A 26,669-nucleotide genomic window follows, 5' to 3' on the forward strand; every position below is an offset into this window, starting at 1 on the left:
AAGTATATATTTCTAAATGATAAATTTTGGAGGCACAATATGGGAAATATATTAAATAAGATATCTGAGTTCTTTAATAAACATGAATACATAAAACTATTTTTAATAGTTTTGGTGATAGGACTTATAAGCTTTCAGCTAAGAGCTCAGCCAGCAGATATGGGATTTACAGATAATCCTCAATTGAAACATATGTTTGCAGATGAACACGGAAGAATGTATTTAGTGGCATTAGACCCTTATTACTATTTAAGGATGACAGAAGATTACTACTATAAAGGTCATCTCGGGGAGACACTAAAAGAAATTAATGGAAAATTGGTGCCTTATGATACCTGTCAGTATGCACCACCAGGGCATCCAATAACAAGTCCAGTTCCAGTAATATGTTTAACCACGATCGCAATATACAATATATGGCATTCATTTGATTCAACTGTAACGCTGATGAATGCGGCTTATTGGGTTCCTGCTGTAATGGGTATGTTGTTGGGAATTCCTGTGTTCTTTATAGTGAGGAGAACTACATTAAGTAATATTGGAGGAATTGTGGGGGCATTGGCAATAATATCAAGTCCTGCTCTATTGTATAAAACTTCAGCAGGTTTTGCAGATACTCCAATATTTGAGGTTTTGCCAATACTGTTTATAGTATGGTTTATTATGGAGGCAATACATAATCAGGAAAATCTAAAAAAATCTTTAATATTTGCCACATTGGCAACACTGGTGATGGCACTGGCTCCAAGAATGTGGGCAGGTTGGTGGTATGGATATGATATTGTGAGCGGATTTTTAGTATTGTATTTGATATACAGTTATATCATCAAGAATGGTTATAAAAAATCTGTTGTAGAAGTTGGAAACATAAAAAACATACTTTCGATAATAGGAATATTTACTGTGGGTGGAGCTCTATTAATATCTGCCATATATGGAATAAATAGTTTCATAAACGGAGCTCTTGCACCTATGGGATTCACAACAATAAAGGCAGTATCTGAGGCATCAGGATGGCCTAATGTATATACAACAGTATCGGAACTCGCTACTCCATCCATTAATGACATAATAAATAACTCATTAGGTAGCACGTATCTCTTCGTATTGGGTATAACTGGGGTAATATTGTCATTCCTTTCAATGAGATACAAAGAAATGAGTATCAAATTTGATGCAAAATATGCCATATTATTAACACTTTGGTTATTTGCAACATTCTACGCATCTACAAAAGGTGTTAGATTTATAGGATTAATGGTTCCACCATTATCCATAGGGGTAGGTATATTTGCCGGACAGATAATAAATATAATAAAAAGAAGGAATGATGATTTAACAAAATGGACATTGTATCCTATAATTGGTATTTCATTTTTGGTGGCACTTAAAATTGCAGCACCCAAATTATTGGAGATATTGGTACCTACAACCTATGTTCCTATTGCAGCCTATGGTATGTTGCTCACACTTGCAATACTTGTAGTATATAAGATAGTTGATATAATCTCATCAAATAAAGAAATGCAGATAAAAAAGGTTGTTAGCATATTATTGGCAATAACCTTAGTTCTTCCACCCCTTGCAAATGCAGTTCCATTGAACACAGTACCAACATTAAACAACGGATGGTTGGATAGTTTAAATTGGATAAAAACAGAAACTCCAAATAATTCAGTAATTACCAGCTGGTGGGATAATGGACATATATATACATGGGCTACAAGAAAAATGGTAACCTTTGATGGAGGTAGCCAAAACTCACCAAGGGCTTACTGGGTAGGAAGAGCATTTTCCACATCAAATGAAAATCTTTCCATTGGGATACTTAGAATGCTTGCCACAAGTGGTGATGAAGCATTTGATGAAAATAGTGTATTAATGAACAAAACAAACCACAGCGTAGCGAAAACTGTAAAAATATTAAATGAAATACTGCCTTTGGATAGAACCGAGGCATATAATGTATTAACAAATAAATATGGTTTAACAAGTAGGGAAGCAGATGAGGTATTAAATGCAACCCATCCAGAACATCCAAACCCTGATTATTTAATTACCTATAACAGAATGACAGATATTGCTCCTGTTTGGAGTATGTTTGGTATGTGGGACTTCAATCTTTCACCAAATACTCCGGATAGTCAAAGGGAAAAAGGATATTATCAAAAATTAAAAGGAGAAGGATTTTTAAGTAATGGCTCACTTATTGTAAAGGTTCCATTACAAGAAACAAATAACTATATGGTTATGAATCTCATTATGGTAAAAAATTCAACCATGGCAAGTTATGATGTTACCTATAACTTAAAAACAAAAACTTTAATGAGTGAAAAAATCACAGGATTCCACAAAATAATTGTTAAGGATGGAAATAATATATATGAAAATACATTCAATGAAAATGGAACTATGAGTGAAATTGTTAGATTAGAACCAGTAGGAAATGGTCAGTATTATGCCTACGTTTGGATTTCATCAAGAAATCTCGAAGATAGTATATATACAAAGCTTCATTTCCTTGATGGAGCAGGTTTAAAACACATTAAACTTGTTAAAGAATCTATTGACCCTACAAACTATGGAGTTCAGCCAGGATTTAAGGTTTATAAAGTAGATTATGGAAATAAATATTTAAATTAATTTTTCTCAACGAATGTTGTTAATAGGTGAAATCTTTATTTCGCCCGATTTATATTTTTTAATTTTAATATAATTTTTTAGGTGGTTTAATGACTATTGAAGTTTTGAGATTGGGTCATAGAGGAGAACGAGATAAAAGAATATCCACACATGTTGCATTAACTGCGCGAGCTCTGGGTGCAGATAAGATAATATTCACATGTGAGGATAATCATGTAAGAGAAAGTGTAAATAAGGTAGTGGAAAATTGGGGCGGAGATTTTAAATTTAAAGTAGTAGATTCATGGAAATCCTATGTAAAAAGATTTAAAGAAAACAATGGAATTGTTGTTCATTTAACCATGTATGGGGAAAATATAAATAAAGCAATAGATAACATTAAGAAAAATATGAATGATAAAAATATTATAATAATAATCGGTGCAGAAAAGGTTCCAAAGGAAGCTTATGAACTGGCAGATTATAACATTTCCATTGGAAATCAACCTCATTCAGAAGTTGCAGCAATTGCCATATTTTTAGATAGGCTGTTTGAAGGAGAAACACTTTATAGGGATTACGATGACGCAAAAATAAAAGTCATGCCTTCAAAAAAAGAAAAATTTGTGATACTTGAAAAATAACTCTTTAAGATAAATATATGATATATATTATGTTCTGTGCATTTTTGAATAATATTTAAATGTGTTCTAAAAGATTAAGTATTCTAAAAGAGCTCGCAAAATAATCTTGCTATTCTCATAAAAAGTTCTAAAATTCTACATACCAGAGGCAAGGCTTATTTAATTAATCATGGTGAAATAATGATATTAAGTGATAAAGATATTTTTGAATATGTGGAATCCAATAAACTATTGATTGAACCTTTTAATCGGGATTTTGTTGGACCATGTTCTTATGATGTTACACTTGGAGATGAGTTTATAGTATATAACGATGAAGTTTATGATTTAAAGGAAAAACTTAAACACGAAAAATTTAAAATAGAAAACTCAATAATGGTATGCCCCTTATATCACAAATTAGATGAAGATACTGTAAAATATTATAGGGAAAAATACAAAGTAGATGCTGTGATTAGTGGAGGATTACTTGGAACTACAAACGAGTATATAAAACTCCCGAATGATATATGTGCCCAGTATCAAGGTAGAAGCTCCTTTGGAAGGGTGTTTTTACAATCCCATCAAACAGCAGGATGGATTGATGCAGGATTTATGGGGAAAATTACATTGGAGATTGTAGCTTATGATAAACCTGTAATACTTTATAAAAATCAAAGGATTGGACAGTTAATATTCTCTAAAACAAACACCCCTGCAAGTGTTGGTTATTGCGATAGGAGGAGCTCCAAATATGGTGGTCAGGATTCTGTAATGCCTTCATTAATATGTAAGGAATTAAAAAGTTTAAAATAATAAAAAAAATAAGGAATAAAAAAATAATATAAAATAAAATAGTAGATGGAATAAAAAATAAAGAATAAAAAAAATAAAAAACTAAAAAACGAAGAAGGATGATATTATGTATGTTCCAGAAGAAATTATAGAAACAATTAGAATGATAGAGCATGAAAATTTAGATATTAGAGCAACTACAATGGGTATAAACTTAAAGGATTGTGCCTGTGAAGATATAGATACTCTAAAAGAAAATATATACAATAAAATAGTTTCAAATGCAGAGAATCTCGTGGAAACTGCTGAAAGAGTATCTAAAAAATATGGAATTCCAATAGTTACAAAGAGGGTTTCAGTTACTCCAATAGGTTCTATTATTGGAAGTGCCATAAAAAATATGGATAGGAAAGAGGCAATTAAAGCATGCGTGGAAGTGGGAAAAACACTTGACAAAGCTGCAAAGGATATAAATATAGATTTCATTGGTGGTTATTCAGCACTTGTTCAAAAAGGTATCACAAGAAGCGAGGCTATGTTAATTGACTCCATACCATACATGATGAAGGAAACTGATACAGTATGTTCATCAGTAAATGTGGCAACAACAAAAGCTGGAATAAACATGGATGCAGTTAAGAGAATGGGGGAAGTAATAAAGGAAACATCTGAGATGACAGAAGATGCATTGGGATGTGCAAAACTTGTGGTATTTGCAAATGCTCCTGAGGATAATCCATTTATGGCCGGGGCATTCCATGGGGTTGGAGAGGGAGATGCAGTAATAAATGTTGGGGTTTCAGGACCTGGCGTTGTAAGGGCAACCGTTGAAAAACTTAAAGGTGCAGACATAGGAACGGTATGCAACGAGATTAAAAAAACCGCATTTAAAATCACAAGAGTAGGTGAGCTCATAGGAAGGGAGGTATCAAAAGAGCTAAATGTTCCATTTGGAATTGTGGATTTATCTCTTGCACCAACTCCTGCGGTAGGGGACAGTATAGCAAATATTTTGGAGGCAATTGGTCTTGAAAGATGCGGAACACACGGAACAACTGCTGCATTAGCTTTATTAAATGATGCAGTTAAAAAAGGAGGGGCAATGGCAGCAAGTTATGTGGGAGGTTTAAGTGGTTCGTTTATCCCAGTTAGTGAAGATGCTGGAATGATAAAGGCAGTTGAGGATGGTGCATTGAAATTGGATAAACTTGAAGCTATGACCTGCGTATGTTCAGTAGGTCTTGATATGATAGCCATACCTGGAAAGACACCTGCTTCAACAATATCTGCAATAATAGCCGACGAAATGGCAATAGGGGTAATTAACAAAAAAACCACAGCAGTTAGAATAATACCTGTTCCAAACAAGGATGTTGGAGACTATGTAGAATACGGTGGATTGTTAGGAAAAGCCCCAATAATGCCTGTAAATGAATACTCATCAGAGGAGTTTATAAATAGAGGTGGAAGAATACCATCACCACTTCAATCTATGTTGAATTAAAAAATAAAATTAAAAAATTAAAGGTAAATGAGAAGATAATTATATATATGTAGAAAATATATATAATGTAGATGAGATAAAAATAAATGTGATACTATGGCTAGAAAAAATGAAGATACTGGACTTAGCACAAGCGCTGGGCTTGTTAGGTATATGGATGTTGATATATCTAAAATTAAAATAAGCCCTGAAAAAGTTTTAGGAATTACCATTACAATAATGGTTTTAGAGGCTATTTTGAATTATGGCATGTTCATCTAAAAATAAATTATCTTCTTTTAATATCGAATAATTATATAATTTATGATTTTCTATATATTATCAATGTGTTTTTATCGTATTTAGTAGGTTTGGGATTATAACTATCGATATGTGGATAATTAACATATTTTTTCAGTTCTTTTCCAAGAGCTCCTGCAAGTATAAATTTAATATTTTTGGATTTATATTTCTCAATAACATTTAGTAATTTTTTTACATCTATTTCTTCACAGGTGCATCCAAAGTCCCCGCCGACAATTACAACCCCATTAAAAACATCTGCAAAGTTGTTAATGGCATAATCAATAGATTTAACATCAAGACCGGGGTTTATATTTTCAATTATGTAGTGGTTGTTTATCTTACTAATATTCATCCTATTTTTTATTTCAAAAGTTTTTATTTTGTCAATAATATATTCACAATCAACAAAATTTTTACATATATTCAGAGCAAATAGGGAATCTTCTATATAGTGAGCTCCGAATATGCATCTGCTAAACTCAATAGTTTTGTTATTGTATTTATATTTTAAAGGATATTTTGATACAATTTCAGCATTTTCTGGATTTATGGTTGTTAAATTGTTTTGGGATGAATTAATATTTTTAATATTTTTAACCGCAGTTTTGTATTTATCAAAAATATTTTTATTAATATATCCTTTATCTGCGTTTTTTAAAGTTGATAGTTTGGCAGTAAGTGCGTTTCTTCTACCCCCTCCAATTGGATAGTTTTCCAACACATTTGTAAGAGCTCCGTATCTACATGTCGTAATTCCCAAGGATACTTCAAATATAAATAAGTCATAAGAATCAAGTTTATTAGCTTCATTTAATTTATTGATATGATTTAATATAGATACAGGAGTGATAGAACCTTTATTGCTATTGTTTAAGGAGATATTATAGCCCTCCCTTAATATATGGTATATGAGCTCCGTTGTTGTGGTCTTCCCCTTCACTCCTGTAATCTCTATGAACTTTTTATATATGTTGCCGTATTTCTTATGTATGAGCTCCGAGACTGCATCATGAAAAGAGATAAAATCATAGTCAATAGGACAGTGAATGGGAGCAATAACATTATCGTATTTTTCAAAATCTGGTTTTTCTTTTGATGATATTAGGTTTATATTTTCAATGGAATAATTTAAATTTTTTAAAAAATCTTTATCTTTTTCCAATTTTCCATAAATATCCCAAACAGAGACATTATGTCCTAAATCAATATATTCTTTTGCAATATCCAATGCACCGTGATTTACATCAATAACAAGCATAATACCGCCATAATTTTTTAAATTTTTTTGATTAATTCCTTTGGATATTTTGATAATGTATTTTCCAGTTCTACCTTGCTCATTCCACATCCCAAACCAACCTTTTTTGCAAAATCAATATCTATTAAATCAGAAGGTGCATGAGTATCTGAATTTATCAACGTAGGTATATTGTACCCCCTTGCAACATTTAAAACATGCCCATTTGTTAAAGAATGCCCCTTTCTTGAAGTTATTTCTAGGAATATGCCGTTTTCCTTAACATTTTGTGCGGTTTCATCATCTAATATTCCAGGATGTGCTAAAATATCCACATCTTCGGATATGGATGCATAGTAGTTTGTTTTTTCTTCAACAGGCTCTACAACCGTTTCCCCATGGACAACCACAATTTCAGCACCAATATCTTTACATTTTTTAGCCATCTTTGGAATGGATTTTGCGGGAATGTGGGTGAGCTCTATACCTACTATAAGTTGAATATCCCAGTAGTTCTTTAATTCTTCTTTTGCAAGAGTGGTTTTTTCAATGAGCTCCTTATAGTTGCTTGCATCCCCGTGGTCAGTAATTGCTATTGCCTTATGGTTCAAAACTTTTGCCCTTCTGACGAGCTCAGATGGTATTAACTCTCCGTCGCTAAAAACTGTGTGTGTGTGAAAGTCATATCTCAATATATCACCAATTTTTTAAATTTTTTAAATTTTTTTAATATAATCCATTAACTATTTATTTTATATAATATTAAATTAATTTATAATTTTATTTAAAATATTATAATAAATTATAGGTGATGTATTTGTATAAAATATGTGTAATTGAAGGAGATGGAATAGGAAAAGAAGTAATTCCTGCAACAGTTAATGTTTTAAAGGCTACTGGAATTGATTTTGAATTTGTTCATGCTGAGGCAGGGGATGAGGTCTTTGAAAAAACAGGAGTGGCTCTTCCAGAAGAAACCGTGGAAATAGCAAAGGAATGTGATGCCGTATTATTCGGTGCAGCAGGAGAAACCGCCGCTGATGTGATTGTTAAATTGAGAAAAATATTAAATACCTATGCAAATGTTAGACCTGTTAAGGCATATAAGGGAATAAACTGTTTAAAGGACAATATCGACTATATAATAGTTAGAGAAAACACAGAAGGATTATATAAAGGAATAGAGGCAGAACTAACAAAAGACGTATATACTGCAACAAGAGTAATTACAAGAGATGCCTGTGAAAAAATATTTAAATTTGCATTTGAGGTGGCAAAAGATAGAAAAAAGCAAGGGAAAGAAGGAAAAGTTACATGCACACACAAGGCAAATGTTTTGAAATTAACGGATGGTGTATTTAAAAGTATATTCTACGAAGTTGCAAAGAACTATCCAGAAATAAAAACAAACGATTTCTATATAGATGCCATGAACATGTATGCCATCACAAGACCTGAAACCTTTGATGTTGTTGTTACATCAAACTTATTTGGAGATATTTTATCGGATGGTGCAGCAGGAACAGTGGGAGGTCTTGGAATGGCTCCTTCTGCAAATATTGGGGACAAATACGGATTGTTTGAACCTGTTCATGGTTCAGCACCAGACATTGCTGGAAAAGGTATAGCAAATCCAACAGCAACAATATTAACAGGAGTTTTAATGTTGAGGTATTTGGGAGAAAACGATGCTGCGGATAGAGTAGAGAAGGCACTGGAAGAGGTTCTTGAAAATAAATTAACAACACCTGATTTAGGCGGAACATTGAAAACATTTGAAATGGCAGAAGAAGTTGCTAAAAGAGTGTAAATTATTTAAGTGCCATAAGATTAATAGAAAAATAGAAAGTAAATAAACACCAAATAAAAGAAAATAGAAACTAAAAACTAAATAGAAAGTAGATGGTGTAAAATAAAGTAATAAATAGAAATTAGTGATAAAATGGATATAGCTATCAATGAAATATTAAAAAAGGAACCAATATATAGTGGAAAGGCAAAATCCATATACAAAATAGATGATGACAAGGTTTTAATTGAATTTAGAGATGATATTACAGCAGGAAATGGGAAAAAACACGATGTGAAAAAAGGAAAAGGGCACCTAAATGCCTTAATATCTTCAAAATTATTCAAACTTTTAAATGAAAATAATGTTCCCACCCATTTCATAGAATACATTGAACCAATCTACATGATTGCTAAAAATGTGGAAATCATACCAATTGAAGTTATAGTTAGAAATATTACAGCAGGGAGCTTATGCAGAAGATACCCATTTGAAGAAGGCAAAGAGTTAGCAACCCCTATTGTGCAGTTCGACTACAAAAACGACGACTACGGAGACCCAATGTTAAATAATGATATAGCTCTTGCCTTAAACCTTGCAACAGAAGAGGAATTAAAAGAATTAAAAGAATTGGCATTGAAAGTAAATGAAACCTTGAAAAAATTCTTTGATGAAAAGGGCATAACCCTTGTAGATTTCAAAATCGAAATTGGAAGAACAAAGGATGGAAAATTAGTAGTTGCAGACGAAATTAGCCCAGACACCATGAGATTATGGGACAAAGAAACAAAGGATGTTCTTGATAAGGATGTTTATAGAAAGGACATGGGAGATGTTGTTGAAAAATACGAAGTTGTAGCAAAAAGAATAGGATGTATGGAGTAAGGAGGTAATATTTATATGTATAAAGCAACAGTTGTAATTAAATTAAAAAAAGGAGTTTTAAATCCAGAAGGTAGAACAGTTTTGAGAGCTCTGAACTTCTTAGGATACGATGAAGTAAAAGATGCAAAAACCTTTAAGTGTGTAGAACTCATGGTTGAAGGGGATGATGAAAATAAGGTAATGGAAAGAGTAGAAGAAATGTGTAAAAAATTATTGGCAAATCCTGTGATTCATGATTATGAAATTAAATTGGAAAAAATTTAAATTTTATTTTTATTATTTTTATTTAGATTTTCAAAATCATATATTATTTATCTATATATTTATATATAAGCATATATAAATAATACTTAAAAATATAAATATGTTAAATGATAAATGATGATAAATAATTATAATTATTAAAAATGATATAATAACACCACCCGTGAGAACATGACTACCCATATAATAAATATTGGATACCATATAGAACATATTTATAAACCAATTGCTGAATTTGGAGCAAAAAAGGTTATAATTATATATGCTAAGGATGATGAAAAGTATCTTACTGAAAAAGACTATGAGACTATAGATGATGCAGTTAAAAAAGCAGAAAATCTATGTAAGATGTTGGGTTTAGAATATAAAAAAATAAGGGTAAATGGCATAGAATTTGAAAAGAATGTAGAAATATTTAGGGAGATTATAAAAAAAGAAGATGATAATATTATTGTAAATTTAACTGGTGGGAGAAAAATAACCTCCTTTGCATTATTGTACGCTTCTCTTTACGAGTTCCAGAAAATCGATAAAATTGTTTATGTGCATGATAAGAGAATAGTGGAATTTCCAAAAATAGCTCATCCATATAATTTAACAAAATTTGAGAGAAAAATATTGGCTTCATTAAATGAAGGGGAAAAGACAATAACTGAATTAGCTAAAGAGTTTAATGTATCCCTTCCTGCAATTATCAAATACATAAATTCCTTAGAACAGAAAAAACTGGTAAAAACATATAAAATAGGAAGAAAGAGAATTGTAAATATAATCTAAAAAATTAATAAAGAAAGAATTTATAGATAAATAAAGATAAAAAATATTGGTGAAAATATGAAATACGGAAAAACCACAAAAAAATACACCGAGAAATTTAAAAAACAATCCAGAATAAGAAAAATAAAATATGTTGATTATGATGAGCTCCCAGCATGGATAAGAAGGGCAGAGGATAGGATAAATAAAATGAGTCATGAAGAGTTTTGTGAGGAGATGATAAAATTTGGAACAGAAGCAAAAAAAGTAGGTGGTGTTATAAATTTAGTGTTTAGGGATATACACTAAGTTCATGAATTCATCGGGAGATAATATTTCTGGTGGGGATATGATTGTTAAAACTAAAACTAAAAAAGAGGAATATAAAAAACCTGCATGGATTATTAAAGCAGAAAACAAAATTGAAAAATTAAGTGATGATGAGTTAGATGAGTTATTCGATACTACTTACAATAAATTAAAAAAAGGAGGATTACGGGAAGCACTGGGGATTTAATATTTTTTATACAATATTGTCATAAGTTATTACATAGTTCCGTAGGAATTCCATAAAAAACAGCATGTATTTGGGTGAAAATATGAAATACGGAAAAACCACAAAAAAATACACCGAGAAATTTAAAAAACAATCCAGAATAAGAAAAATAAAATATGTTGATTATGATGAGCTCCCAGCATGGATAAGAAGGGCAGAGGATAGGATAAATAAAATGCCGACAGAAAAGTATTGGGAAGAACTTGAAAAATTTGCAGATGAGCTTAATAAAAAAGGGGTTGATGAGGTTTTATTTGGGGATATAAAATAACTTCAAAAACTCATTTGGCATTAGTAGTTCGGGGAGTGATAAATTTATTCCTTTAAACTCTTTTTTTATTAGATTTCGATGATTAATAAGGTGTTTCCTATTATATGTTATTAAATATTGACATCCCAACAAAGATGATTCAATGGCAATATATAAGTCATCCTTTTTAATACCTTTATCAAGCAAAGGTTTTGGAATATTTATTTTTTTGGCTTTGTTTAATATTTTTTTATTGCTTGACCAAACAACACAATTTTTATATTTCTGTGCTTCTTTCCTAACTAATTTAGGGGCTTTTGCCAATTCAATAGACACGCCAAGAGGAACAATAACTTTTATATGTGGATTGATGCATGCAAATTTGAAGAAAAGGCAGGCATAATCCCCCCTCTCGCTTTTTTCAGGTAAGTATCCAAATATATTATTATCTATCGCAACCTTAACAACCATATTACCTTCTCAATACTTTCTTCAAAGGTTTTGAAAAATCAGGTTAAAATCTATCCCAAGTATGTCCATTTTTCCAGGATTTTTAGCCCATTGTTCCAAATCTTTTGCAGGGTGTTTCGATTTTTCTAAATCAATAACTTTTTTACTCTTAATTTTTTCATCCCGTTCCTGTGCAGATTTGCTTCTTTCTTCATGGAGCTCCCTGGCAATATTTAATAAATGTTGGATGTATTTATCATCATATTTTTCTTCATCGTATTCTTTATTTTCAATCATGTTCTTTATGTAATTTGCTACTATCTCTTTATTTTCTGGATAAGATAATGTAGGGTCAATTAATGCTTCCAAATCAATTAAATCTTCATCAATACCATGTTTTTTTAAAAATCTTTTTAAGTTGTATATTTGCAGTCCCTTGCTCATTACTTTCATTTCCTCACCTCATCCATTAACCTATTTGTGGAGTATGTTAATGCAACAGTAAATGCAAGAACTACAATGCCCCAAAATATTACCTTATCGAGTTTCATGTTAAACCACACCCACAGGAATTTTAAAGTATTTGCATAACTCCATGACCTCATCTTTTTCCGAAATATCTTCAATTAAGTTATTATCACGGTCATAAATAAGAAATCTAAAATTATCACTATTATATACTAAATAATTTCTTTTGAAAATTTCTTCATTTACTTTTACAGAAGTTAATATTTTCTTAACTTCTACGAGTTTCATATCCTTAAATGCCTCAATAATTTTATGGTTGCATACAAATAATGTATATATAAAATTCTCTTTTTATCCTCAACAGTTTTCAAAGATGAATAAACTTTCCAAGCATAATTACATATTGCATCTATATTTTTTGGCGGTTTTGTTAAACTCTTTAACAGCTTCTTTTATGAAATTTTTTAAATGGTAATCAAATTTTTTCCTATTCTTAAATTCATCTAAATAATAATTGCAAAGTTCAATATAATAATAGTAGTAGTATTTCCAAGCATATTCTTTCACTCTAATCTATTCCAAAATAAAAACGGTGGCAAAGTTGGAGACTACTGGATTAGGAAAGTGTTTAAGGGAACTATAAACGACCTAATAGGTAAGGGGATTATCCCAAAAAATAAACGAATTACACTACATTCCCTTAGACATGGAAGGGTGGTAGATTTGCTAAATAAGGGTTATGGTTTGGATATTGTTGGAGATTATGTTGGACATAAGGATATAAAAACAACTATGGTTTATGCTCACTCCAACAGCAGAAAAAAGAAATTATTAAAAGAAATTCAAAAGGACTTGGATAGGGGGACTAATTTTTAAGAAAAAAATAAATATAAAAAAGACCAAATAACTCTTAAAATCGTTAAAAAAGTAAAAGGGCCGGGACCGGGAATTGAACCCGGGTCAGGGGATCCACAGTCCCCCAGGATAGCCACTACCCTACCCCGGCCACAATAAAAAATAATAACTTTCATCCCTACCCCAAATAAGTAGTGCAGGGGCAGGGATTTGAACCCTGGAACCACTACTGGACAGGATTCTAAGTCCTGCGTCTTTGGCCAGGCTCGACAACCCCTGCATAATAAATTAAGTGCTCCAGCCGGGATTCAAACGCATCCTTTAAAAAAGGATGCCATCCAAAGTCCAAACCTTACTTCGTAAGGTTTGGAACCTAATGCTGAACATTAAATTTAAGTGCTCCAGCCGGGATTTGAACCCGAGTCGCGGGCTCGAAAGGCCCGCATGATTGGCCGGACTACACCACTGGAGCATTGCTATTTATGGGACCGAAGGGATTTGAACCCTTGACCACTCGGTTATGAGCCGAGCGCTCCAACCAGGCTGAGCTACGGTCCCATAATGTTTATTAATTTATAAAAAAAATGGCGCCCCCAGCAGGACTCGAACCTGCGACCTACGGATTAACAGTCCGTCGCTCTACCTACTAAGCTATGGGGGCTCTTGCAATTTTATCTTTTGCACAATAACAATTTAATTCCTACTATATAAACTTTTCGGCGAAAAGTATATATATGATGAATACATTGTTTAGTTTAAGATTTGCCCTACAATGCCGTGGTAGTTCAGCCTGGGAGAACGCTGGACTGAAGATCCAGTTGTCGGGTGTTCGAATCACCCCCACGGCATATTTATTTTAAGCATATTAATTTATACATTTAATTTAAGTAATAATATCCCTAATACAACACTATACATTGAGGGAAGAACCGCTTGAATAAAAAGAAGTTTAAAAGCAACATCTTTTGGATATAATCCAGAATAATACGGCAAAATTCTTGACCACCATTCATAGGCTAAAACAAACAAACCATTGCCAAGAAACATACAACCTAAAACTGTATATATTGAATAGTTATAGCTTAACATAATCTTTGCAATACCATACGACACTCTTGGTGATACAATAGAAGTTGAAATATAGGTTATTCCAAAGGAGTCCAATCCAAGACTTTTAAGTATTGGGGTTAATATCTTTGTTATTTCATCTAACAAACCAAAATATATCATTAAAATTACAATTAAAAATATAAAACTAAATTTTACTGTAAAATTTATAGATAGTTTCAAACCCCTTAAAATGCCTCTTTTAAAAACCTTTCTCGAAAATTCAAGGTTAATATTACTATTTATCTCATTACCATATTCCATATTTTTATATCTTTTTCTTCCAATAATCATAACAACAGCTAAAAGAAAAATATCAAAAATAATTCTTAAACCTATAAAATATAGTGCAACAACACCAAGAAGCGGGAATAAAACAGGTAAATAATATCTATATATATACATTATTCTCAATGAAAAATTAGAACCTAAAATTGCCCCATATAAATCAAAAGGTTTAATTTTACCTTTTTTTAATATTGCACTTGCATTTGTATGAGCCAATCTTGGACTTATAAGATATAAAGCAGGGATGGTAGATAATGCTGGATGAATGCCTATTTTTGCTATTTTTGAGGTTTTTTTTCCAATTAATTTTATTATATTTGTTTCATTCATCATCTCTGCAATTACATACCCGAAGGTTATCGAAGCTATGGAAATAATATATAAATTTAAAAAATCCAATGACCTCACCATTATACTTTAATTAATAAAATAAAAATAAATTTAATATTTACTTAAAATTAAAGTTTTTCCTCAATCATACCTTCAATATCTAAATATTTTTTCCTCAATTTTTCTTTCATCTCTTCATCGGCATTCCATTTTTCTCTTTCTATCGCCTCTAACAGCCGTTCTGTAATGTTCATCAATGCATACGGATTGTTTTCCTTAAAAAATTCCTCCATTTCTTTGTCAAATACATATTTCTTAGCAATCTCTTCATACATCCAATCATCAACTATGTTGGATGTGCAATCCCATGCAAATATATGGTCGATATACTTTGAAAAGTCCCCTGCTCCTTTATAGCCATGCTTCTTCATACCTTCAATCCATTTTGGATTTAATATTTTTGTTCTAAATATCTGCTTTCCCTCTTCCTTTAAGTGTTTTGTTTTAAGCTTGTTCGGATTGGATGTATCCCCGATATAACTTTTCGGCTGTTTTCCAGAGTAATGGGTAACTGCTGCAATAAGTCCTCCATGATAGCTGTTAAAGTCGTCTCCTTCAAAAATATCCCATTCCTGAGAATCTTCATTTTTTACGGTTAATTCTATCTTGGACAGTCGATTTACAAACTCTTTTTTTGCATCAATACCATAGATGTTTTTACCATAGGCATAACCTCCCCACTCAACAAATACCTTTGCCAAATCTTCGATTGATTCCCAGTTCTTTTCATCAATTAAATTGGCAACACCTGCACCATAAGTGCCGGGCTTATCGCTGAATATCCTATATAAACTCGTTTCCCTTGCAGTTTTTTCATCAATACCATTTTTTAGTTTTTCCTCAACCTCCTGTTTGCAGTGCTTTTTAACAAAATTCATTTCATCAGGTTCATCAAGATTTGCTACTGTTCTTATCGCATCATCGATTAAATCAATAACCTGTGGAAATGTATCTCTGAACAAACCACTGATTCTCAGTGTTAAATCTATTCTCGGACGATTTAGTTCTTTCAAGGGTATTACCTCAGTGCCTACTACCCTTCCCATTTTATTCCAAATCGGTTTAACCCCTAAAAGATATAAAATCTCCCCAATATCATCACCTTTGGTTCTCATTGTTGGAGAGCCCCATACTATAATCCCCAAATATTCGGGATACTTATCTTCTTCATCTAAATATTTATTAATTAAATCATCTGCAAGTCTCTTTCCCATTTCATAGGCAGATTTTGTAGGAATCTCCTGCGGATTGCATGAGTAAAAGTTTCTTCCTGTTGGAAGGCAATTTATGTCTTTTGTCGGAGCTCCGGCTATTCTTGGTGGAACATACTTACCTTCCAATGCATCAACTGAGTGTTTTATTTCTTCATCCACTCTCATTAAGTTTTTATAAATATGGGATACTATTTTTAAAACTTCCTTTAAATCGGAGTTTATTCTAATGGTTTTTAGGTTTTTTATATTATTCTCATTAAAATCGTATTCTCTGTATTCATTAAGTAGGTTTATGGCGGTTTCGTTTATTTTATCGATAATTTTATGATTTTGTCCCATATTTTCATTTAATTTTTCCCAATCATAACCCATTATATTCGAAATTATTTCTAAATAATTAAACTGGTACCTAACTATCATAAAAATCATATTGATTAATTTATCATCACAAAGGGGAGCTCCCATTATATGCAGCCCTTCATTTATCTGTCTATTTTTTAACTCCTCCAAATAATCATGAATTTTGTTTAAAAGATTTTCAAAATTATTATTGTCCATTTCTTCATTTATGGTGTGTCCGTCCATTAAATCCTCATCAAGCTTTAATTCCTTAATTTTATTTAATATATTTCTCTTTAAAAAGTCTTTTTTTTCTTTTCCTTCAACTTCATAGTATTCATCTATATCTTTTTCTAATTCCGATAATTCAGCATATAAATCTGATGTTGTCATAGGTGGAATTAAATGACTTATAATTGTTGCATAAGCCCTTCTCTTTGCCTGTGTCCCCTCTCCTGGATTATTTACAATAAATGGATATATATTTGGGAGCTCCATATTCACATCTGGGTAGCAATCCTTTGAAAGACCTGCACATTTTCCTGGAAGCCATTCTAAATTACCGTGTTTTCCTATGTGCATGATAGCATCCGCTTTAAAAACATTTTTAATCCATTTATAAAATGCAATATAATAATGTGGTGGAGATAAGTCGGGAGAATGATATATTGCCGATGGATTTTCCCCAAAGCCTCTTGGTGCTTGAACGGATATGAACACATTTCCGTTTATGATTCCGGGAATGATTAAATTATTATCAAAATTCATTATATTCCCTGGAATTTCGCCCCAATCTTTTATTAATTCATGTTTTACCTTTTCTGATAGATTATTAAACCATTTTTCATAATCCTCTTTTTTTACCTTTCCAACAGCTTTTTTTATAAGTTCCTCTGTTAAGAATCTTTTATCGTTTGTAGCATAATTCAGCATGTGTTTTATTAAATCTGTTCCATTTTTATATAAATTAGGATTTACATCAAATCCTCTGTTTTTTAGCTCTTTTAAAATATTTAAAACGCTTTCTGGACTGTCCAGACCAAAAGCACTTGCTATTTTATCGTTTCTTGGTGGATAGTTGTGGAATATTATTGCTATTCTTTTATCTTTATTTTCTTTTAATTTCAGATCGGCATACCTTAAAGATAAATCAACAATCTTTTCCGCCCTATCTTCTATTGATTTATATTTTATAATGGGAGCTCCTACCTCACCATCTTTTATTTTTTTCTTTCCCCCTATCGGGAAATGTATTATTGCTCCATCAAATTCAGGCATTGCCATTCCAATTACCAAATCGATTGGATTTAAACCTGCTATTGATTTTTTCCAGTCGTCAATATATCCTGTGGATACAATTGCCTGCAAAATTGGAACATTGAGTTCTTTTAAAAATTCAGGTTCATCTTTTAGAATATTGGCTTTAACGCCCATTGATAAGGTAAATAATGTTGTATTAATCAAACTGTGGATAATTGGCTTGTTGTTTATATAAAAGAATTTCTTAAATGTTTTTAGTGTCCCAATTGCTCCAAGTTCATTTTCCAAATGGGATGTAAAAACAGCAATAGGAATTGCCCCCTTATCTTCGACCATTTTTATTAAATCATCAACATAATCAATATTATTTGCTATAAACCAGTTTCTGTAAAATAATATGCCAATAACTGGTTTATTAATAGATATTCCGTTATTATTTATTTTTATTTCTTTTCCATTTTTCTCTAAATAACTAATATAATCATTAAGAGTTTCAAAATAGTTATTTTTATAATAAATTCCTTGCCATGGCATCTGTTTTGGTTCTTCATAGGGGATATTCTTTTTTCCAAAAGTATTTGCAAGATACAATAAGAGATTTTTGTAGTTTTCGACCCCTTCATATCCTAAATACTTTATTACCTTTAATTTAACTTCATTACTAACTGTTGTAGCCTCATCTAAATCAGGATGAATTTCATTTAAAGTAGGTAGTGGTAAAAATGAAATATTGTTTTTTAATGTAAATTTCCTTAGTTCATCAAATCTTTTGAATGCACTTTTTCCACCCATGAGTTTTGTGAATACAATATCCGCATCTTTAATGAACTCTAAAAACTCATTAAATTCCTGTTCAGTGCATTTATAATCCAATATTTTAAATTCTATGCCGTATGTTTTAACTTCATTATATGCCTCCTCAAAAACCAAATCATCACTATCAACTGTGGATACAAAACCTATTTTAACCATGATTCCACCAAAAAAATTTTAAAGTATAATAAAAATTAAATAAATATATTTTTAATAGTTAATAAATTATACAAAATATTTAAAACTTTTTATTAAAAAAACGAAGAAAGTATTAAAATTTGGTGAAAAAATGAATAAACAAAAAGAACTTTTAAAAAAAATTAGAGAATTTATGATTTTAAATTTAGAGATAAAAAAACTTATGAATGCCTTAAATGTTGATGAAGAGGTATATAATATTTACGAAGAAATAACAAAAATGGTTAGAGAACCAAATAAAATCATCTATAAAAAATTTTATAATGCTGGAAAAGAAATTTATTATAAGGAATATGGTAGAAAAAGAAAAGATATTGCATGGTTTCCAACGATTGATTATGAAAAATGTAAAAACTGCAAAAAATGTATTGATTTCTGTCCAAAGGGTGTTTATGAATTGGAAAATAACAAAACTATTGTTAAATATCCATTTAACTGCATAATAAACTGCAATGCCTGTTCATATATGTGCTGTGAAAATAATGCAATAATATTTCCAGAGAAAAAAATTGATAAATATAATTAAAGTATTTAATTTTGTAATTATAAATTATCAAAAATTATTTCATAACACTTATAATTATTTACTTATCATTATTTTATTTAATTTTATTTATATTTTATTTAATTACTTGCTATGATTATAAATTTTATATAAACGGTGTGTTACTATGTTCTCAATTCCCCATCCTGGAAACTTTGAAAGCTTAAAAATTATAGTTAATGAGATAAAAAAATATCGGAAGAATAAAAATAATAAAAATAATAAAAGGATAAAAAATAAAAAAATAGGCGATAAATTCGAAGTATATTTGGGATACGCCGATTTTATAGGCACTGGAAGAGCTACGCTGTATAGACCATCTATTGAAGATATTAAAAGACAGATAGAATATGCCCATAAAAATAAAATAAGGTTTGAGGTTGCTATAAACTCCGCATGTATGGGAGCTCTACATTTAACACCAAAGGGAATCGACTATATAAAAAATTTATTTAAAATATTTGCAGATATGAACCTAAACAGCATAACCCTTGCAGACCCATATTTAATTGATTTAGCAAATGACTGCGGTTTAAAGGTAAATGTATCCTGCATATCCTTAGTTGATAGTCCCCAAAAGGCAGAGTTCTATGACAGCAAAGAGGTTTATGCCATCACCCTTGACAGCTCAATAAATCGGCATTTTGATATTATTGAAAATATAAGGGATTCTGTATCCTGTAAGTTGAAGATTCTTGTTAATGAGGCATGTTTATATAAATGTCCTATGAGGGTTCAGCACTTCAATTTCTTTTCTCATGCAAATATACAGAATATACCTGTTTTAGATGATTACTACTATAACAGATGTATAAGCATGAGGGTTAGAGATAAGGAATTGGTAATAAAAAGTCCATTTATCAGACCGGAGGATTTGAAGGAATACGATAAACTGGTGGATATTTATAAATTATCTGGAAGAAGCCATCCAATTGGGTGGATAAAAAGGGTTTTAAATGCTTATTTAAATAGAAATTATGACGGGAATCTTATGGAACTTCTCGACTGTCCAAGGGAGCTCGAAAGTCATTATTATATTGATAATAAACTATTAGATGGAGCCATTGAAAAATGGAAAACCTGCGATAAGTTCTGCAATAAATGCAACTACTGTAAAAATTTAGCGGAAAAGGTAATTAAGGTGAAAAAATGAGTAATTCCAATAATAACAATAAATTTAACAATATAAATACTGCCAACGGCAAACCTATTAAAGAACTTATAAAAAACGATAGAAGAGATTTTGAAGTATTTTTATCAAATTCTTTTGGAAAAAATGTTTTCATTCCTGAAATGGATGTTTTTTCATCAAAATGCGGCTGCTATGGAATAATGATAATGGTAAGGGGAGTCTTAATCGATGAAGCAGATGTTTTTAAAAATAGGATTATAAAAAAACTTGAAGAAATATCAAATAATTATGGAATAAACGCCAATTGGATATTTATAAGAATTATACCGTCAAGTGATGATGTAATATCATTTGGAATAAGGGAGCTTTGCAATATGTGTAGGGAAGAATACAATTCAAATAAACCAAGGCCTGATTTAATTACATTAAAATTAGCGATAGATGAATAGTAATTTTTTGGTGATAGAGTGGTTAGAAAATTTTGTGTCTATGGAAAGGGAGGTATTGGAAAATCCACAAATGTATCAAATATAGCAGCAGCACTTGCTGAATCTGGTAAAAAAGTAATGGTTATAGGATGCGACCCAAAGGCAGATTCAACAAGAAATTTAATGGGAAGGAAAATTCCAACAGTTTTGGATGTTCTCAGAAAAAAGGGAGCAAATGATATAAAACTTGAAGATATTGTTTTTGAAGGATTTAGTGGAACCTACTGTATTGAAAGTGGAGGACCTGAACCGGGTGTAGGGTGTGCAGGAAGGGGAGTAATCACAGCAATAGATATGCTGAATAAATTAGGAGCATTTGAAACTCTAAATCCTGATGTAATTATCTATGATATATTGGGGGATGTTGTATGTGGGGGATTCGCCATGCCATTACAAAAACACCTTGCAGATGATGTCTATATCGTTACAACATGCGACCCTATGGCAATTTATGCTGCAAATAATATCTGCAAAGGGATAAGAAGGTATGCAAATAGGGGAAAAGTGGCACTGGGAGGAATTATATATAATGGAAGAAGTGTAATAGACGAGCCATCCATTGTGGAGGAGTTTGCTTCAAAAATTGGAACGAATATTATGGGAAAGGTTCCAATGAGCAATATTATTACAAAGGCGGAAATTTACAAAAAAACTGTAATAGAATATGCACCAGATAGCGATGTTGCAGATGTTTTTAGGGAGCTCGCAGATGCCATTTATAAAAATGATAAAAAGGTTATTCCAAACCCACTATCTGAGGAAGGAATTGATAAAATTACTGAAAAAATAGATGATTTATTAAAGAAAAAAATAGGGAGGTAATTTATAAAATTTTATTTATAATTCTAATTTTTTAATTTATTTTAATTTAATTTCTAATTTATTTTTAGAAAAGCCTTAAACTTAATAAAAGTATTTATAATATTATTAAAGAAAATTTACAATTAATTATATAATGAAATATAGTATTATAAAATAATAAATAAATTTAAATTGTGATATAATGTTAAAAACTGAAAATTTAACTGTGGGATATAAAGATTATGTTGTAGTTGAAGATGTGAATTTACATATAAAGGAAAGGGAAATATTATGCATCATAGGTCCAAATGGTGCAGGTAAATCCACACTTTTAAAAACCATAGCAACATATTTAAAACCTAAAAAGGGAGTAGTTTATTTGAACGGTCAAAATATACATGGTTTAACACCAAAAAAACTTGCAAAGGAAATGGCGGTTGTATTAACTGAGAGAGTAAATCCCGGAAATATGACTGGATTCGATATTGTAGCTATTGGAAGGCATCCTTACACCGATTTATTTGGTAGATTAACTGAAATGGATAAGGAAATAATTATGCACGCTGCAAAATCTGTAAATGCCGAGTATCTATTAAATAAAAACTTTTTTGAAATGAGTGATGGGGAGAGACAGAAGATAATGATAGCAAGAGCTCTTGCTCAGGAACCGAATGTTCTCATACTGGATGAACCAACAAGCTTTTTAGATGCAAAACATAAAATTGAACTAATCCTTTTGCTGAGAAAACTTGCAACAGAGAATAATTTAGCAATAATAGTTACACTTCATGACATAGAGCTCGCTTTAAGAATAGCCGATAAAATGGCATTAATAAAAAACCACAGGGTCATAGCATACGGACATCCAGAGGATGTTATGAAAAAAGAAGTAGTAAATAATCTTTATGATTTGGATAACGCAAATTATAATGAGATGATAGGTTATTTTGAACTAAAAAATGCAAATTCTGGGTTTGGCTACTATAATAGGATTTTTTTAGTTTGCGGTGCAGGAACTGGGGTTGATGTGTTAAGATTTCTTACTAAAAACGGATATAATGTGGTTGTGGGAATATTGCATAAAAATGATATAGATTATATTGTAGCAAAAACTATGGAATTGGAAATAATATGCGAAGAGCCCTATGAACCCATATCAAATGAAAAATTTGAAAAGGCATTACATGAGCTCGAGATGTCTGATGTAGTTATATATACAGATTTTCCAGTGGGGCAAACTAATATTTTAAATAAAAAACTTGTTGAACATGCAATCAATACCAATAAAAATGTTATAAAATATGATGGAAATATTAAATCATTAAAAGAGATGTTAGGGTAAAAATTATAATTTTATAAGTTAATAATTTTTTTAATTTTTTAATTTTAACTTTTTTATATATTTACTTTATATTTCATTTACTGTATTTTTATCTTTTTTTCACCCTTATAAACTAAATATATTACAAGTAGTCCTCCTAATACATCGAGAATGGAGCCTATTGGCAAAACCTGGGCTGGACGGTTTAATCCATATATGTAAAAGATAGGAACCCAATATTTCAATGAAATAATATGACACATGAGCATCAGCACTACACCAACAAGCATAGTTGTTGGAAGCAACCATCTATGGTCTGAGGTTCTTATGATAGGTCTTGCCAAATATGGTGCTGCAATTCCTACGAATGCCATTAATCCAACATAAGGTATTATGGCCCCTACAATAAATGATGTTAACAATAATATCAATATCCTACTTTTTTTTACATTTAATCCAAAACTCTTTGCATAGGTTTCTCCAAATAATAGGGCGTTTAAAGGTTTTATTAAAAAAATACACCCTATTGTAAATATTATTGTGCATATAACCATTGGGGGAATATCATTTAAATGAATTCTAGTTACATTTCCAACAATAAAGTTAAAATAATCCTGGATAGATAGGTTTGTTCCATTTGCTATTAAATAAGCCCTTATGCCCTCAAATAAATAACTCATCAATAGGGCAACAATTAAAACTCCATTTACCTCTTTTATTCTAAGGGCTATAATTATAAGCATAACTATCGACAGCAGTCCTCCGCACCATCCAGCTACCATGATTTTATCCGTTCCAAATGATGAAAACAATTCTGCAAAACTATTTATAAATATTACAAGCGCAACGGCAAATAACACACCACTGGATATACCTGTTGTATATGGTGATGCAAGAAGGTTTCTAAATAATGTCTGCAACATCAAACCGCAGGCTGATAATGTTAAACCTACAAGAATTGCTCCAATAATTGGTGGAAGACGAACTTCTTTTAATAACATATATTTAAATTTAGTGCATTCATCTAAGGATGTTTGATGAAAAATATGATTCCCAGTTATTTTATAATATATGGAATCCACCGTAATTTTTGTTTGATAAATAACAAAATTTGTAGTATCTTCTAAGGTAATTGATTTGGCATTTCCACCAAAATATATCCCCGTAATAGTTAGTCCAACCACTGAAACAATTAAAGCCAAAATTATAACATATCGGTAATTCATCATATCCCACTTATTTTTTTAAATTTTATATCCCCATTTTCCTAACTTTTAAATATATTGCTATGGCAATTGGAGCTCCGATTATAGACAAAGGACTTAACAACGGGAGGTTATTTGAAGATTGAGGCACAATAACCCCCGGTCTTGTTAATATGTCTGCAAATAACACAAATACAGAACCTAATACCGCAGTCATAGGTATTACATAGGTATGCTTTGAGGTTTTAGATATCATTCTTGCAACAATGGGGCAGATTAATCCTACAAAGGCAATTGGACCAGCAAATGCCACAACTGTTGCCGTCAATATACAAGATAAGATTATTAGCCATTTTCTTAGGTTCTTTACATCTACTCCAACACTTATGGCATATTTTTCCCCAAGAAGATTTGCATCAAGTTTTTTTGAAAGAAATATATATGCTAAAATAACTGTTGGGATGATTAAAACTGTCATTAAGTTAATTTGGGGCCATGTTAAATTATTGACTGAACCCATTCCCCACATAAAATATCCTGCAAGTTTGGAGTTTTCTTCGCCTATATAGTCCCCAGTATATACAACAAGCGTGGTTAATCCAGATGCTATTGCTCCTATCATAATACCACAAATTAACAGGGTTGCAGTTTGCTTTACAATCCTTGCAATATTTATGACAACAAACATAGTAATTAATGAGCCGACATATGCAGAAATAATAAATCCATATATCGAATGAGGGATTCCCATTTTAAACAGCACCGATGTAAAGATATACAAAACAACGCCCAGAGATGCCCCGCTTGCTACCCCCATTAAATAGGGGTCTGCCAAGGGGTTTCTAAAATAACCCTGCATCAAAATTCCGGCCACGGCAATGCCTAAACCAACTATAATTGCTCCAATGGTCCTAGGAAGCCTCAATTTTCCTATAATTTGGTCCGTAATGGCATTTCCAGACGTTCCTTCAAATAAATATTTTTCCAACTGTTCGTCTTTTATTTTAATCGTCCCTTCTGTAATGCTAAAATAGGATAAAATTGCCAACAAAACCAAGGATAATGTAAATAATACCAAAAATCTTTTAACTTTCAAAATTCCACCCAATATTTAAATTATTAAAATTTATAAAAAAGTAATAATTAATAATATAAATATTTATTTAGTTAGTTTTTATTTTTATAAGATACTTCAAATTATCTCCAAATACTTCAGGATGTATAGCTTTTGCATAATCCAACATAACTCCTGCGGGGTCAAGTGTTTCCTTTTTTGTGTTATCATAAGGTAATGCATAAAACCTTCCATTTTTAAATGCCTTAAAGTTTGCAAAGTCAGGATTCAATTCAAGCAACTGTTCTTTTGTTGTTATATTTTTACCCATTGTGTGTAATATAACAACATCGGCATTTACTGCCCTTTCGTAGAATGTTTCTTTATCTATATAACTTCCACCTGTTCCTGGCATGTCATTAAATATATACTCTCCTCTAACATCATTTATTAATCGTGGTCTAAAATTTTGTGCTTTCCATACATAAGGGCCTTTTGATGTAGACCAGTAGAAGAATGCCACCTTTGGATAGGTAGATATACCTCTGACTTTTCTCAATATATCGTTTCTCTGTTTCCATACATTCTGGAAATAATTCTCTACTTTATCAAAATTATCTTTTCCATAAAATGCCGCAAAGAATTTAGCCCATTCAGTTTTTCCCATAAATGAGTTTTCCCAGTAGGCTCCGGTTCTTGTGTATGTAATGTTTAATTCTTTAAGTTTTTGTGCCATAGAATCGGTGTATTTAAAATTATATATAAATACCATATCTGGATTTGAACCAATTATGTTGTCATAGTTAGGATTTGTCCATCTTCCGGCATCTAATATCTCCTCATTTTGATATTTTTTATATAATTTTGGAAGTTCATATTTATACTTTGGAGCAATGGAATTTAAATATTGCATTGCTTTTATGCTGTTGGTGATATTTTCATCTTTGGTAATATATGCAGTTGCCAATAATATTTGGTCTCCACATACAACTCTCTTTAATGGTATATGTATAATTTTGGAGTTGGGAATATTCGGATTCGTTGCCCCTTCTTTTAATAAAACAAATTTATTTCCCTCAGAATCCACCATATAACAGTATCCTTTATTCCAGTGTGGCTCCAAACTAAATGTTTTAGCAAATACAACAGGTTCTCTAAATCTATCATAGTTTTTGA

29 protein-coding genes and 6 tRNA genes are annotated in these 26,669 nt (G+C 31.2%); 19 read left to right on the forward strand and 16 right to left on the reverse strand.

Going from position 1 to position 26,669, the window contains the following annotated elements; translation table 11 throughout:
• The first annotated feature begins 39 nt into the window (after nucleotides 1–39).
• The 5 genes from F7B34_RS00600 to F7B34_RS00620 all read left to right on the forward strand — a co-directional run bounded on the left by F7B34_RS00600 (nucleotide 40) and on the right by F7B34_RS00620 (nucleotide 5,805).
• Nucleotides 40–2,643: an STT3 domain-containing protein gene (locus F7B34_RS00600; protein ID WP_292459464.1), complete on the forward strand. Its 2,604-nt coding sequence runs from the start codon at nucleotides 40–42 to the stop codon at nucleotides 2,641–2,643.
• 89 nt (nucleotides 2,644–2,732) lie between these two features.
• Nucleotides 2,733–3,266, forward strand: coding sequence for a tRNA (cytidine(56)-2'-O)-methyltransferase (locus F7B34_RS00605; protein WP_292459465.1), 534 nt, complete (start codon nucleotides 2,733–2,735; stop codon nucleotides 3,264–3,266).
• A gap of 180 nt (nucleotides 3,267–3,446) precedes the next feature.
• Nucleotides 3,447–4,061, forward strand: coding sequence for a dCTP deaminase (dcd, locus tag F7B34_RS00610; protein WP_292459467.1), 615 nt, complete (start codon nucleotides 3,447–3,449; stop codon nucleotides 4,059–4,061).
• Nucleotides 4,062–4,167: 106 nt separating this feature from the next.
• Entirely contained in the window at nucleotides 4,168–5,544 is a 1,377-nt protein-coding gene (locus F7B34_RS00615) for a PFL family protein (RefSeq protein WP_292459468.1), read from the forward strand.
• Nucleotides 5,545–5,640: 96 nt separating this feature from the next.
• Nucleotides 5,641–5,805: a preprotein translocase subunit Sec61beta gene (locus F7B34_RS00620; RefSeq protein WP_292459470.1), complete on the forward strand. Its 165-nt coding sequence runs from the start codon at nucleotides 5,641–5,643 to the stop codon at nucleotides 5,803–5,805.
• Nucleotides 5,806–5,845: 40 nt separating this feature from the next.
• On the opposite strand, the gene cfbE is transcribed toward F7B34_RS00620, so the two are convergent.
• Both cfbE and F7B34_RS00630 read right to left on the reverse strand, forming a co-directional pair.
• A complete protein-coding gene (gene cfbE, locus F7B34_RS00625) occupies nucleotides 5,846–7,087 on the reverse strand; it encodes a coenzyme F430 synthase (RefSeq protein ID WP_292459507.1) in 1,242 nt (413 codons plus the stop codon).
• Nucleotides 7,088–7,104: 17 nt separating this feature from the next.
• Nucleotides 7,105–7,758, reverse strand: coding sequence for a histidinol phosphate phosphatase domain-containing protein (locus F7B34_RS00630; RefSeq protein WP_292459471.1), 654 nt, complete (start codon nucleotides 7,756–7,758; stop codon nucleotides 7,105–7,107).
• Nucleotides 7,759–7,883: 125 nt separating this feature from the next.
• On the opposite strand from F7B34_RS00630, the gene F7B34_RS00635 reads away from it, so the two are divergent.
• The 7 genes from F7B34_RS00635 to F7B34_RS00665 all read left to right on the forward strand — a co-directional run bounded on the left by F7B34_RS00635 (nucleotide 7,884) and on the right by F7B34_RS00665 (nucleotide 11,587).
• Nucleotides 7,884–8,876: a 3-isopropylmalate dehydrogenase gene (locus F7B34_RS00635; RefSeq protein WP_292459473.1), complete on the forward strand. Its 993-nt coding sequence runs from the start codon at nucleotides 7,884–7,886 to the stop codon at nucleotides 8,874–8,876.
• A gap of 132 nt (nucleotides 8,877–9,008) precedes the next feature.
• Nucleotides 9,009–9,740 carry a phosphoribosylaminoimidazolesuccinocarboxamide synthase gene (purC, locus tag F7B34_RS00640; protein WP_292459474.1) on the forward strand — a complete coding sequence of 244 codons (732 nt, stop codon included), beginning with the start codon at nucleotides 9,009–9,011 and terminating at the stop codon, nucleotides 9,738–9,740.
• 15 nt (nucleotides 9,741–9,755) lie between these two features.
• A complete protein-coding gene (purS, locus tag F7B34_RS00645) occupies nucleotides 9,756–10,004 on the forward strand; it encodes a phosphoribosylformylglycinamidine synthase subunit PurS (RefSeq protein ID WP_292459475.1) in 249 nt (82 codons plus the stop codon).
• 171 nt (nucleotides 10,005–10,175) lie between these two features.
• The gene (gene csa3 / locus F7B34_RS00650; protein ID WP_292459477.1) at nucleotides 10,176–10,781 is read left to right on the forward strand and encodes a CRISPR-associated CARF protein Csa3; all 606 of its coding nucleotides are present in this window, start codon (nucleotides 10,176–10,178) and stop codon (nucleotides 10,779–10,781) included.
• A gap of 57 nt (nucleotides 10,782–10,838) precedes the next feature.
• The gene (locus F7B34_RS00655; protein ID WP_292459479.1) at nucleotides 10,839–11,069 is read left to right on the forward strand and encodes a hypothetical protein; all 231 of its coding nucleotides are present in this window, start codon (nucleotides 10,839–10,841) and stop codon (nucleotides 11,067–11,069) included.
• 40 nt (nucleotides 11,070–11,109) lie between these two features.
• A complete protein-coding gene (locus tag F7B34_RS00660; RefSeq protein ID WP_292459480.1) occupies nucleotides 11,110–11,277 on the forward strand; it encodes a hypothetical protein in 168 nt (55 codons plus the stop codon).
• 82 nt (nucleotides 11,278–11,359) lie between these two features.
• A complete protein-coding gene (locus tag F7B34_RS00665) occupies nucleotides 11,360–11,587 on the forward strand; it encodes a hypothetical protein (protein WP_292459482.1) in 228 nt (75 codons plus the stop codon).
• Here F7B34_RS00665 and F7B34_RS00670 read toward each other — a convergent pair.
• The 4 genes from F7B34_RS00670 to F7B34_RS00685 all read right to left on the reverse strand — a co-directional run bounded on the left by F7B34_RS00670 (nucleotide 11,567) and on the right by F7B34_RS00685 (nucleotide 13,051).
• Nucleotides 11,567–12,037 carry a hypothetical protein gene (locus F7B34_RS00670; RefSeq protein WP_292459484.1) on the reverse strand — a complete coding sequence of 157 codons (471 nt, stop codon included), beginning with the start codon at nucleotides 12,035–12,037 and terminating at the stop codon, nucleotides 11,567–11,569. The genes F7B34_RS00665 and F7B34_RS00670 overlap by 21 nt on opposite strands.
• 21 nt (nucleotides 12,038–12,058) lie before the next feature.
• Nucleotides 12,059–12,469: a hypothetical protein gene (locus tag F7B34_RS00675; RefSeq protein WP_292459486.1), complete on the reverse strand. Its 411-nt coding sequence runs from the start codon at nucleotides 12,467–12,469 to the stop codon at nucleotides 12,059–12,061.
• Nucleotides 12,470–12,568: 99 nt separating this feature from the next.
• Entirely contained in the window at nucleotides 12,569–12,772 is a 204-nt protein-coding gene (locus F7B34_RS00680; RefSeq protein WP_292459488.1) for a hypothetical protein, read from the reverse strand.
• A gap of 108 nt (nucleotides 12,773–12,880) precedes the next feature.
• Entirely contained in the window at nucleotides 12,881–13,051 is a 171-nt protein-coding gene (locus F7B34_RS00685) for a hypothetical protein (RefSeq protein WP_292459490.1), read from the reverse strand.
• On the opposite strand from F7B34_RS00685, the gene F7B34_RS00690 reads away from it, so the two are divergent.
• Entirely contained in the window at nucleotides 13,040–13,360 is a 321-nt protein-coding gene (locus F7B34_RS00690) for a site-specific integrase (RefSeq protein WP_292459509.1), read from the forward strand. The two genes, F7B34_RS00685 and F7B34_RS00690, sit on opposite strands and share 12 nt — an antisense overlap.
• Nucleotides 13,361–13,418: 58 nt before the next feature.
• Here the strand turns inward: F7B34_RS00690 and F7B34_RS00695 are convergent.
• The 5 genes from F7B34_RS00695 to F7B34_RS00715 all read right to left on the reverse strand — a co-directional run bounded on the left by F7B34_RS00695 (nucleotide 13,419) and on the right by F7B34_RS00715 (nucleotide 14,000).
• A tRNA-His gene (locus F7B34_RS00695) sits at nucleotides 13,419–13,490 on the reverse strand.
• Nucleotides 13,491–13,534: 44 nt separating this feature from the next.
• Nucleotides 13,535–13,619 (reverse strand) — tRNA-Leu (locus F7B34_RS00700).
• Nucleotides 13,620–13,736: 117 nt separating this feature from the next.
• Nucleotides 13,737–13,811 (reverse strand) — tRNA-Glu (locus F7B34_RS00705).
• 11 nt (nucleotides 13,812–13,822) lie between these two features.
• Nucleotides 13,823–13,897: transfer RNA gene (locus F7B34_RS00710), tRNA-Ile, on the reverse strand.
• A gap of 27 nt (nucleotides 13,898–13,924) precedes the next feature.
• Nucleotides 13,925–14,000: transfer RNA gene (locus F7B34_RS00715), tRNA-Asn, on the reverse strand.
• A 113-nt stretch (nucleotides 14,001–14,113) separates the two neighbouring features.
• Between F7B34_RS00715 and F7B34_RS00720 the strand changes: the two genes are divergently transcribed.
• Nucleotides 14,114–14,187: transfer RNA gene (locus F7B34_RS00720), tRNA-Phe, on the forward strand.
• A gap of 22 nt (nucleotides 14,188–14,209) precedes the next feature.
• On the opposite strand, the gene F7B34_RS00725 is transcribed toward F7B34_RS00720, so the two are convergent.
• Both F7B34_RS00725 and cobN read right to left on the reverse strand, forming a co-directional pair.
• Nucleotides 14,210–15,133, reverse strand: a complete 924-nt coding sequence (locus tag F7B34_RS00725) for a hypothetical protein (RefSeq protein WP_292459491.1) — start codon at nucleotides 15,131–15,133, stop codon at nucleotides 14,210–14,212.
• A 59-nt stretch (nucleotides 15,134–15,192) separates the two neighbouring features.
• Entirely contained in the window at nucleotides 15,193–18,909 is a 3,717-nt protein-coding gene (cobN, locus tag F7B34_RS00730) for a cobaltochelatase subunit CobN (protein WP_292459492.1), read from the reverse strand.
• Nucleotides 18,910–19,039: 130 nt separating this feature from the next.
• On the opposite strand from cobN, the gene F7B34_RS00735 reads away from it, so the two are divergent.
• The 5 genes from F7B34_RS00735 to F7B34_RS00755 all read left to right on the forward strand — a co-directional run bounded on the left by F7B34_RS00735 (nucleotide 19,040) and on the right by F7B34_RS00755 (nucleotide 23,255).
• On the forward strand, nucleotides 19,040–19,474 hold the full coding sequence (locus F7B34_RS00735) for an ATP-binding protein (protein ID WP_292459494.1): 435 nt from the start codon (nucleotides 19,040–19,042) through the stop codon (nucleotides 19,472–19,474).
• Nucleotides 19,475–19,619: 145 nt separating this feature from the next.
• Entirely contained in the window at nucleotides 19,620–20,645 is a 1,026-nt protein-coding gene (locus F7B34_RS00740; RefSeq protein ID WP_292459495.1) for a peptidase U32 family protein, read from the forward strand.
• A complete protein-coding gene (locus F7B34_RS00745) occupies nucleotides 20,642–21,073 on the forward strand; it encodes a DUF5402 family protein (RefSeq protein WP_292459496.1) in 432 nt (143 codons plus the stop codon). The genes F7B34_RS00740 and F7B34_RS00745 overlap by 4 nt, the downstream gene beginning before the upstream one ends.
• An 18-nt stretch (nucleotides 21,074–21,091) precedes the next feature.
• On the forward strand, nucleotides 21,092–21,934 hold the full coding sequence (gene nifH / locus F7B34_RS00750; RefSeq protein WP_292459497.1) for a nitrogenase iron protein: 843 nt from the start codon (nucleotides 21,092–21,094) through the stop codon (nucleotides 21,932–21,934).
• Between the two features lie 181 nt (nucleotides 21,935–22,115).
• On the forward strand, nucleotides 22,116–23,255 hold the full coding sequence (locus F7B34_RS00755) for an ABC transporter ATP-binding protein (RefSeq protein WP_292459499.1): 1,140 nt from the start codon (nucleotides 22,116–22,118) through the stop codon (nucleotides 23,253–23,255).
• 77 nt (nucleotides 23,256–23,332) lie between these two features.
• Here the strand turns inward: F7B34_RS00755 and F7B34_RS00760 are convergent, their stop codons facing one another.
• The 3 genes from F7B34_RS00760 to F7B34_RS00770 form a co-directional block, all read right to left on the reverse strand.
• Nucleotides 23,333–24,460, reverse strand: a complete 1,128-nt coding sequence (locus F7B34_RS00760) for an iron ABC transporter permease (RefSeq protein ID WP_292459501.1) — start codon at nucleotides 24,458–24,460, stop codon at nucleotides 23,333–23,335.
• Nucleotides 24,461–24,485: 25 nt separating this feature from the next.
• Nucleotides 24,486–25,535, reverse strand: a complete 1,050-nt coding sequence (locus tag F7B34_RS00765) for an iron ABC transporter permease (RefSeq protein ID WP_292459503.1) — start codon at nucleotides 25,533–25,535, stop codon at nucleotides 24,486–24,488.
• A 67-nt stretch (nucleotides 25,536–25,602) separates the two neighbouring features.
• The coding region (locus tag F7B34_RS00770; RefSeq protein WP_292459505.1) for an ABC transporter substrate-binding protein at nucleotides 25,603–26,669 on the reverse strand (1,067 nt) is incomplete at its 5' end.

This window comes from Methanothermococcus sp., assembly GCF_015523155.1.
In the GTDB taxonomy this organism is placed as follows: Archaea; AGJL01; Methanococci; order Methanococcales; family Methanococcaceae; genus Methanofervidicoccus.

What these genes read in the sequence shown, in the direction of transcription:
- F7B34_RS00600 (WP_292459464.1), top strand. Translation starts at nt 40, where the DNA reads ATGGGAAATATATTAAATAAGATATCTGAGTTCTTTAATAAACATGAA.
- F7B34_RS00605 (WP_292459465.1), top strand. Translation starts at nt 2,733, where the DNA reads ATGACTATTGAAGTTTTGAGATTGGGTCATAGAGGAGAACGAGATAAA.
- dcd (WP_292459467.1), top strand. Translation starts at nt 3,447, where the DNA reads ATGATATTAAGTGATAAAGATATTTTTGAATATGTGGAATCCAATAAA.
- F7B34_RS00615 (WP_292459468.1), top strand. Translation starts at nt 4,168, where the DNA reads ATGTATGTTCCAGAAGAAATTATAGAAACAATTAGAATGATAGAGCAT.
- F7B34_RS00620 (WP_292459470.1), top strand. Translation starts at nt 5,641, where the DNA reads ATGGCTAGAAAAAATGAAGATACTGGACTTAGCACAAGCGCTGGGCTT.
- cfbE (WP_292459507.1), bottom strand. Translation starts at nt 7,087, where the DNA reads ATGCTTGTTATTGATGTAAATCACGGTGCATTGGATATTGCAAAAGAA.
- purC (WP_292459474.1), top strand. Translation starts at nt 9,009, where the DNA reads ATGGATATAGCTATCAATGAAATATTAAAAAAGGAACCAATATATAGT.
- purS (WP_292459475.1), top strand. Translation starts at nt 9,756, where the DNA reads ATGTATAAAGCAACAGTTGTAATTAAATTAAAAAAAGGAGTTTTAAAT.
- csa3 (WP_292459477.1), top strand. Translation starts at nt 10,176, where the DNA reads ATGACTACCCATATAATAAATATTGGATACCATATAGAACATATTTAT.
- F7B34_RS00655 (WP_292459479.1), top strand. Translation starts at nt 10,839, where the DNA reads ATGAAATACGGAAAAACCACAAAAAAATACACCGAGAAATTTAAAAAA.
- F7B34_RS00660 (WP_292459480.1), top strand. Translation starts at nt 11,110, where the DNA reads ATGATTGTTAAAACTAAAACTAAAAAAGAGGAATATAAAAAACCTGCA.
- F7B34_RS00665 (WP_292459482.1), top strand. Translation starts at nt 11,360, where the DNA reads ATGAAATACGGAAAAACCACAAAAAAATACACCGAGAAATTTAAAAAA.
- F7B34_RS00670 (WP_292459484.1), bottom strand. Translation starts at nt 12,037, where the DNA reads ATGGTTGTTAAGGTTGCGATAGATAATAATATATTTGGATACTTACCT.
- F7B34_RS00675 (WP_292459486.1), bottom strand. Translation starts at nt 12,469, where the DNA reads ATGAAAGTAATGAGCAAGGGACTGCAAATATACAACTTAAAAAGATTT.
- F7B34_RS00680 (WP_292459488.1), bottom strand. Translation starts at nt 12,772, where the DNA reads ATGAAACTCGTAGAAGTTAAGAAAATATTAACTTCTGTAAAAGTAAAT.
- cobN (WP_292459492.1), bottom strand. Translation starts at nt 18,909, where the DNA reads ATGGTTAAAATAGGTTTTGTATCCACAGTTGATAGTGATGATTTGGTT.
- F7B34_RS00735 (WP_292459494.1), top strand. Translation starts at nt 19,040, where the DNA reads ATGAATAAACAAAAAGAACTTTTAAAAAAAATTAGAGAATTTATGATT.
- F7B34_RS00740 (WP_292459495.1), top strand. Translation starts at nt 19,620, where the DNA reads ATGTTCTCAATTCCCCATCCTGGAAACTTTGAAAGCTTAAAAATTATA.
- F7B34_RS00745 (WP_292459496.1), top strand. Translation starts at nt 20,642, where the DNA reads ATGAGTAATTCCAATAATAACAATAAATTTAACAATATAAATACTGCC.
- F7B34_RS00755 (WP_292459499.1), top strand. Translation starts at nt 22,116, where the DNA reads ATGTTAAAAACTGAAAATTTAACTGTGGGATATAAAGATTATGTTGTA.
- F7B34_RS00760 (WP_292459501.1), bottom strand. Translation starts at nt 24,460, where the DNA reads ATGAATTACCGATATGTTATAATTTTGGCTTTAATTGTTTCAGTGGTT.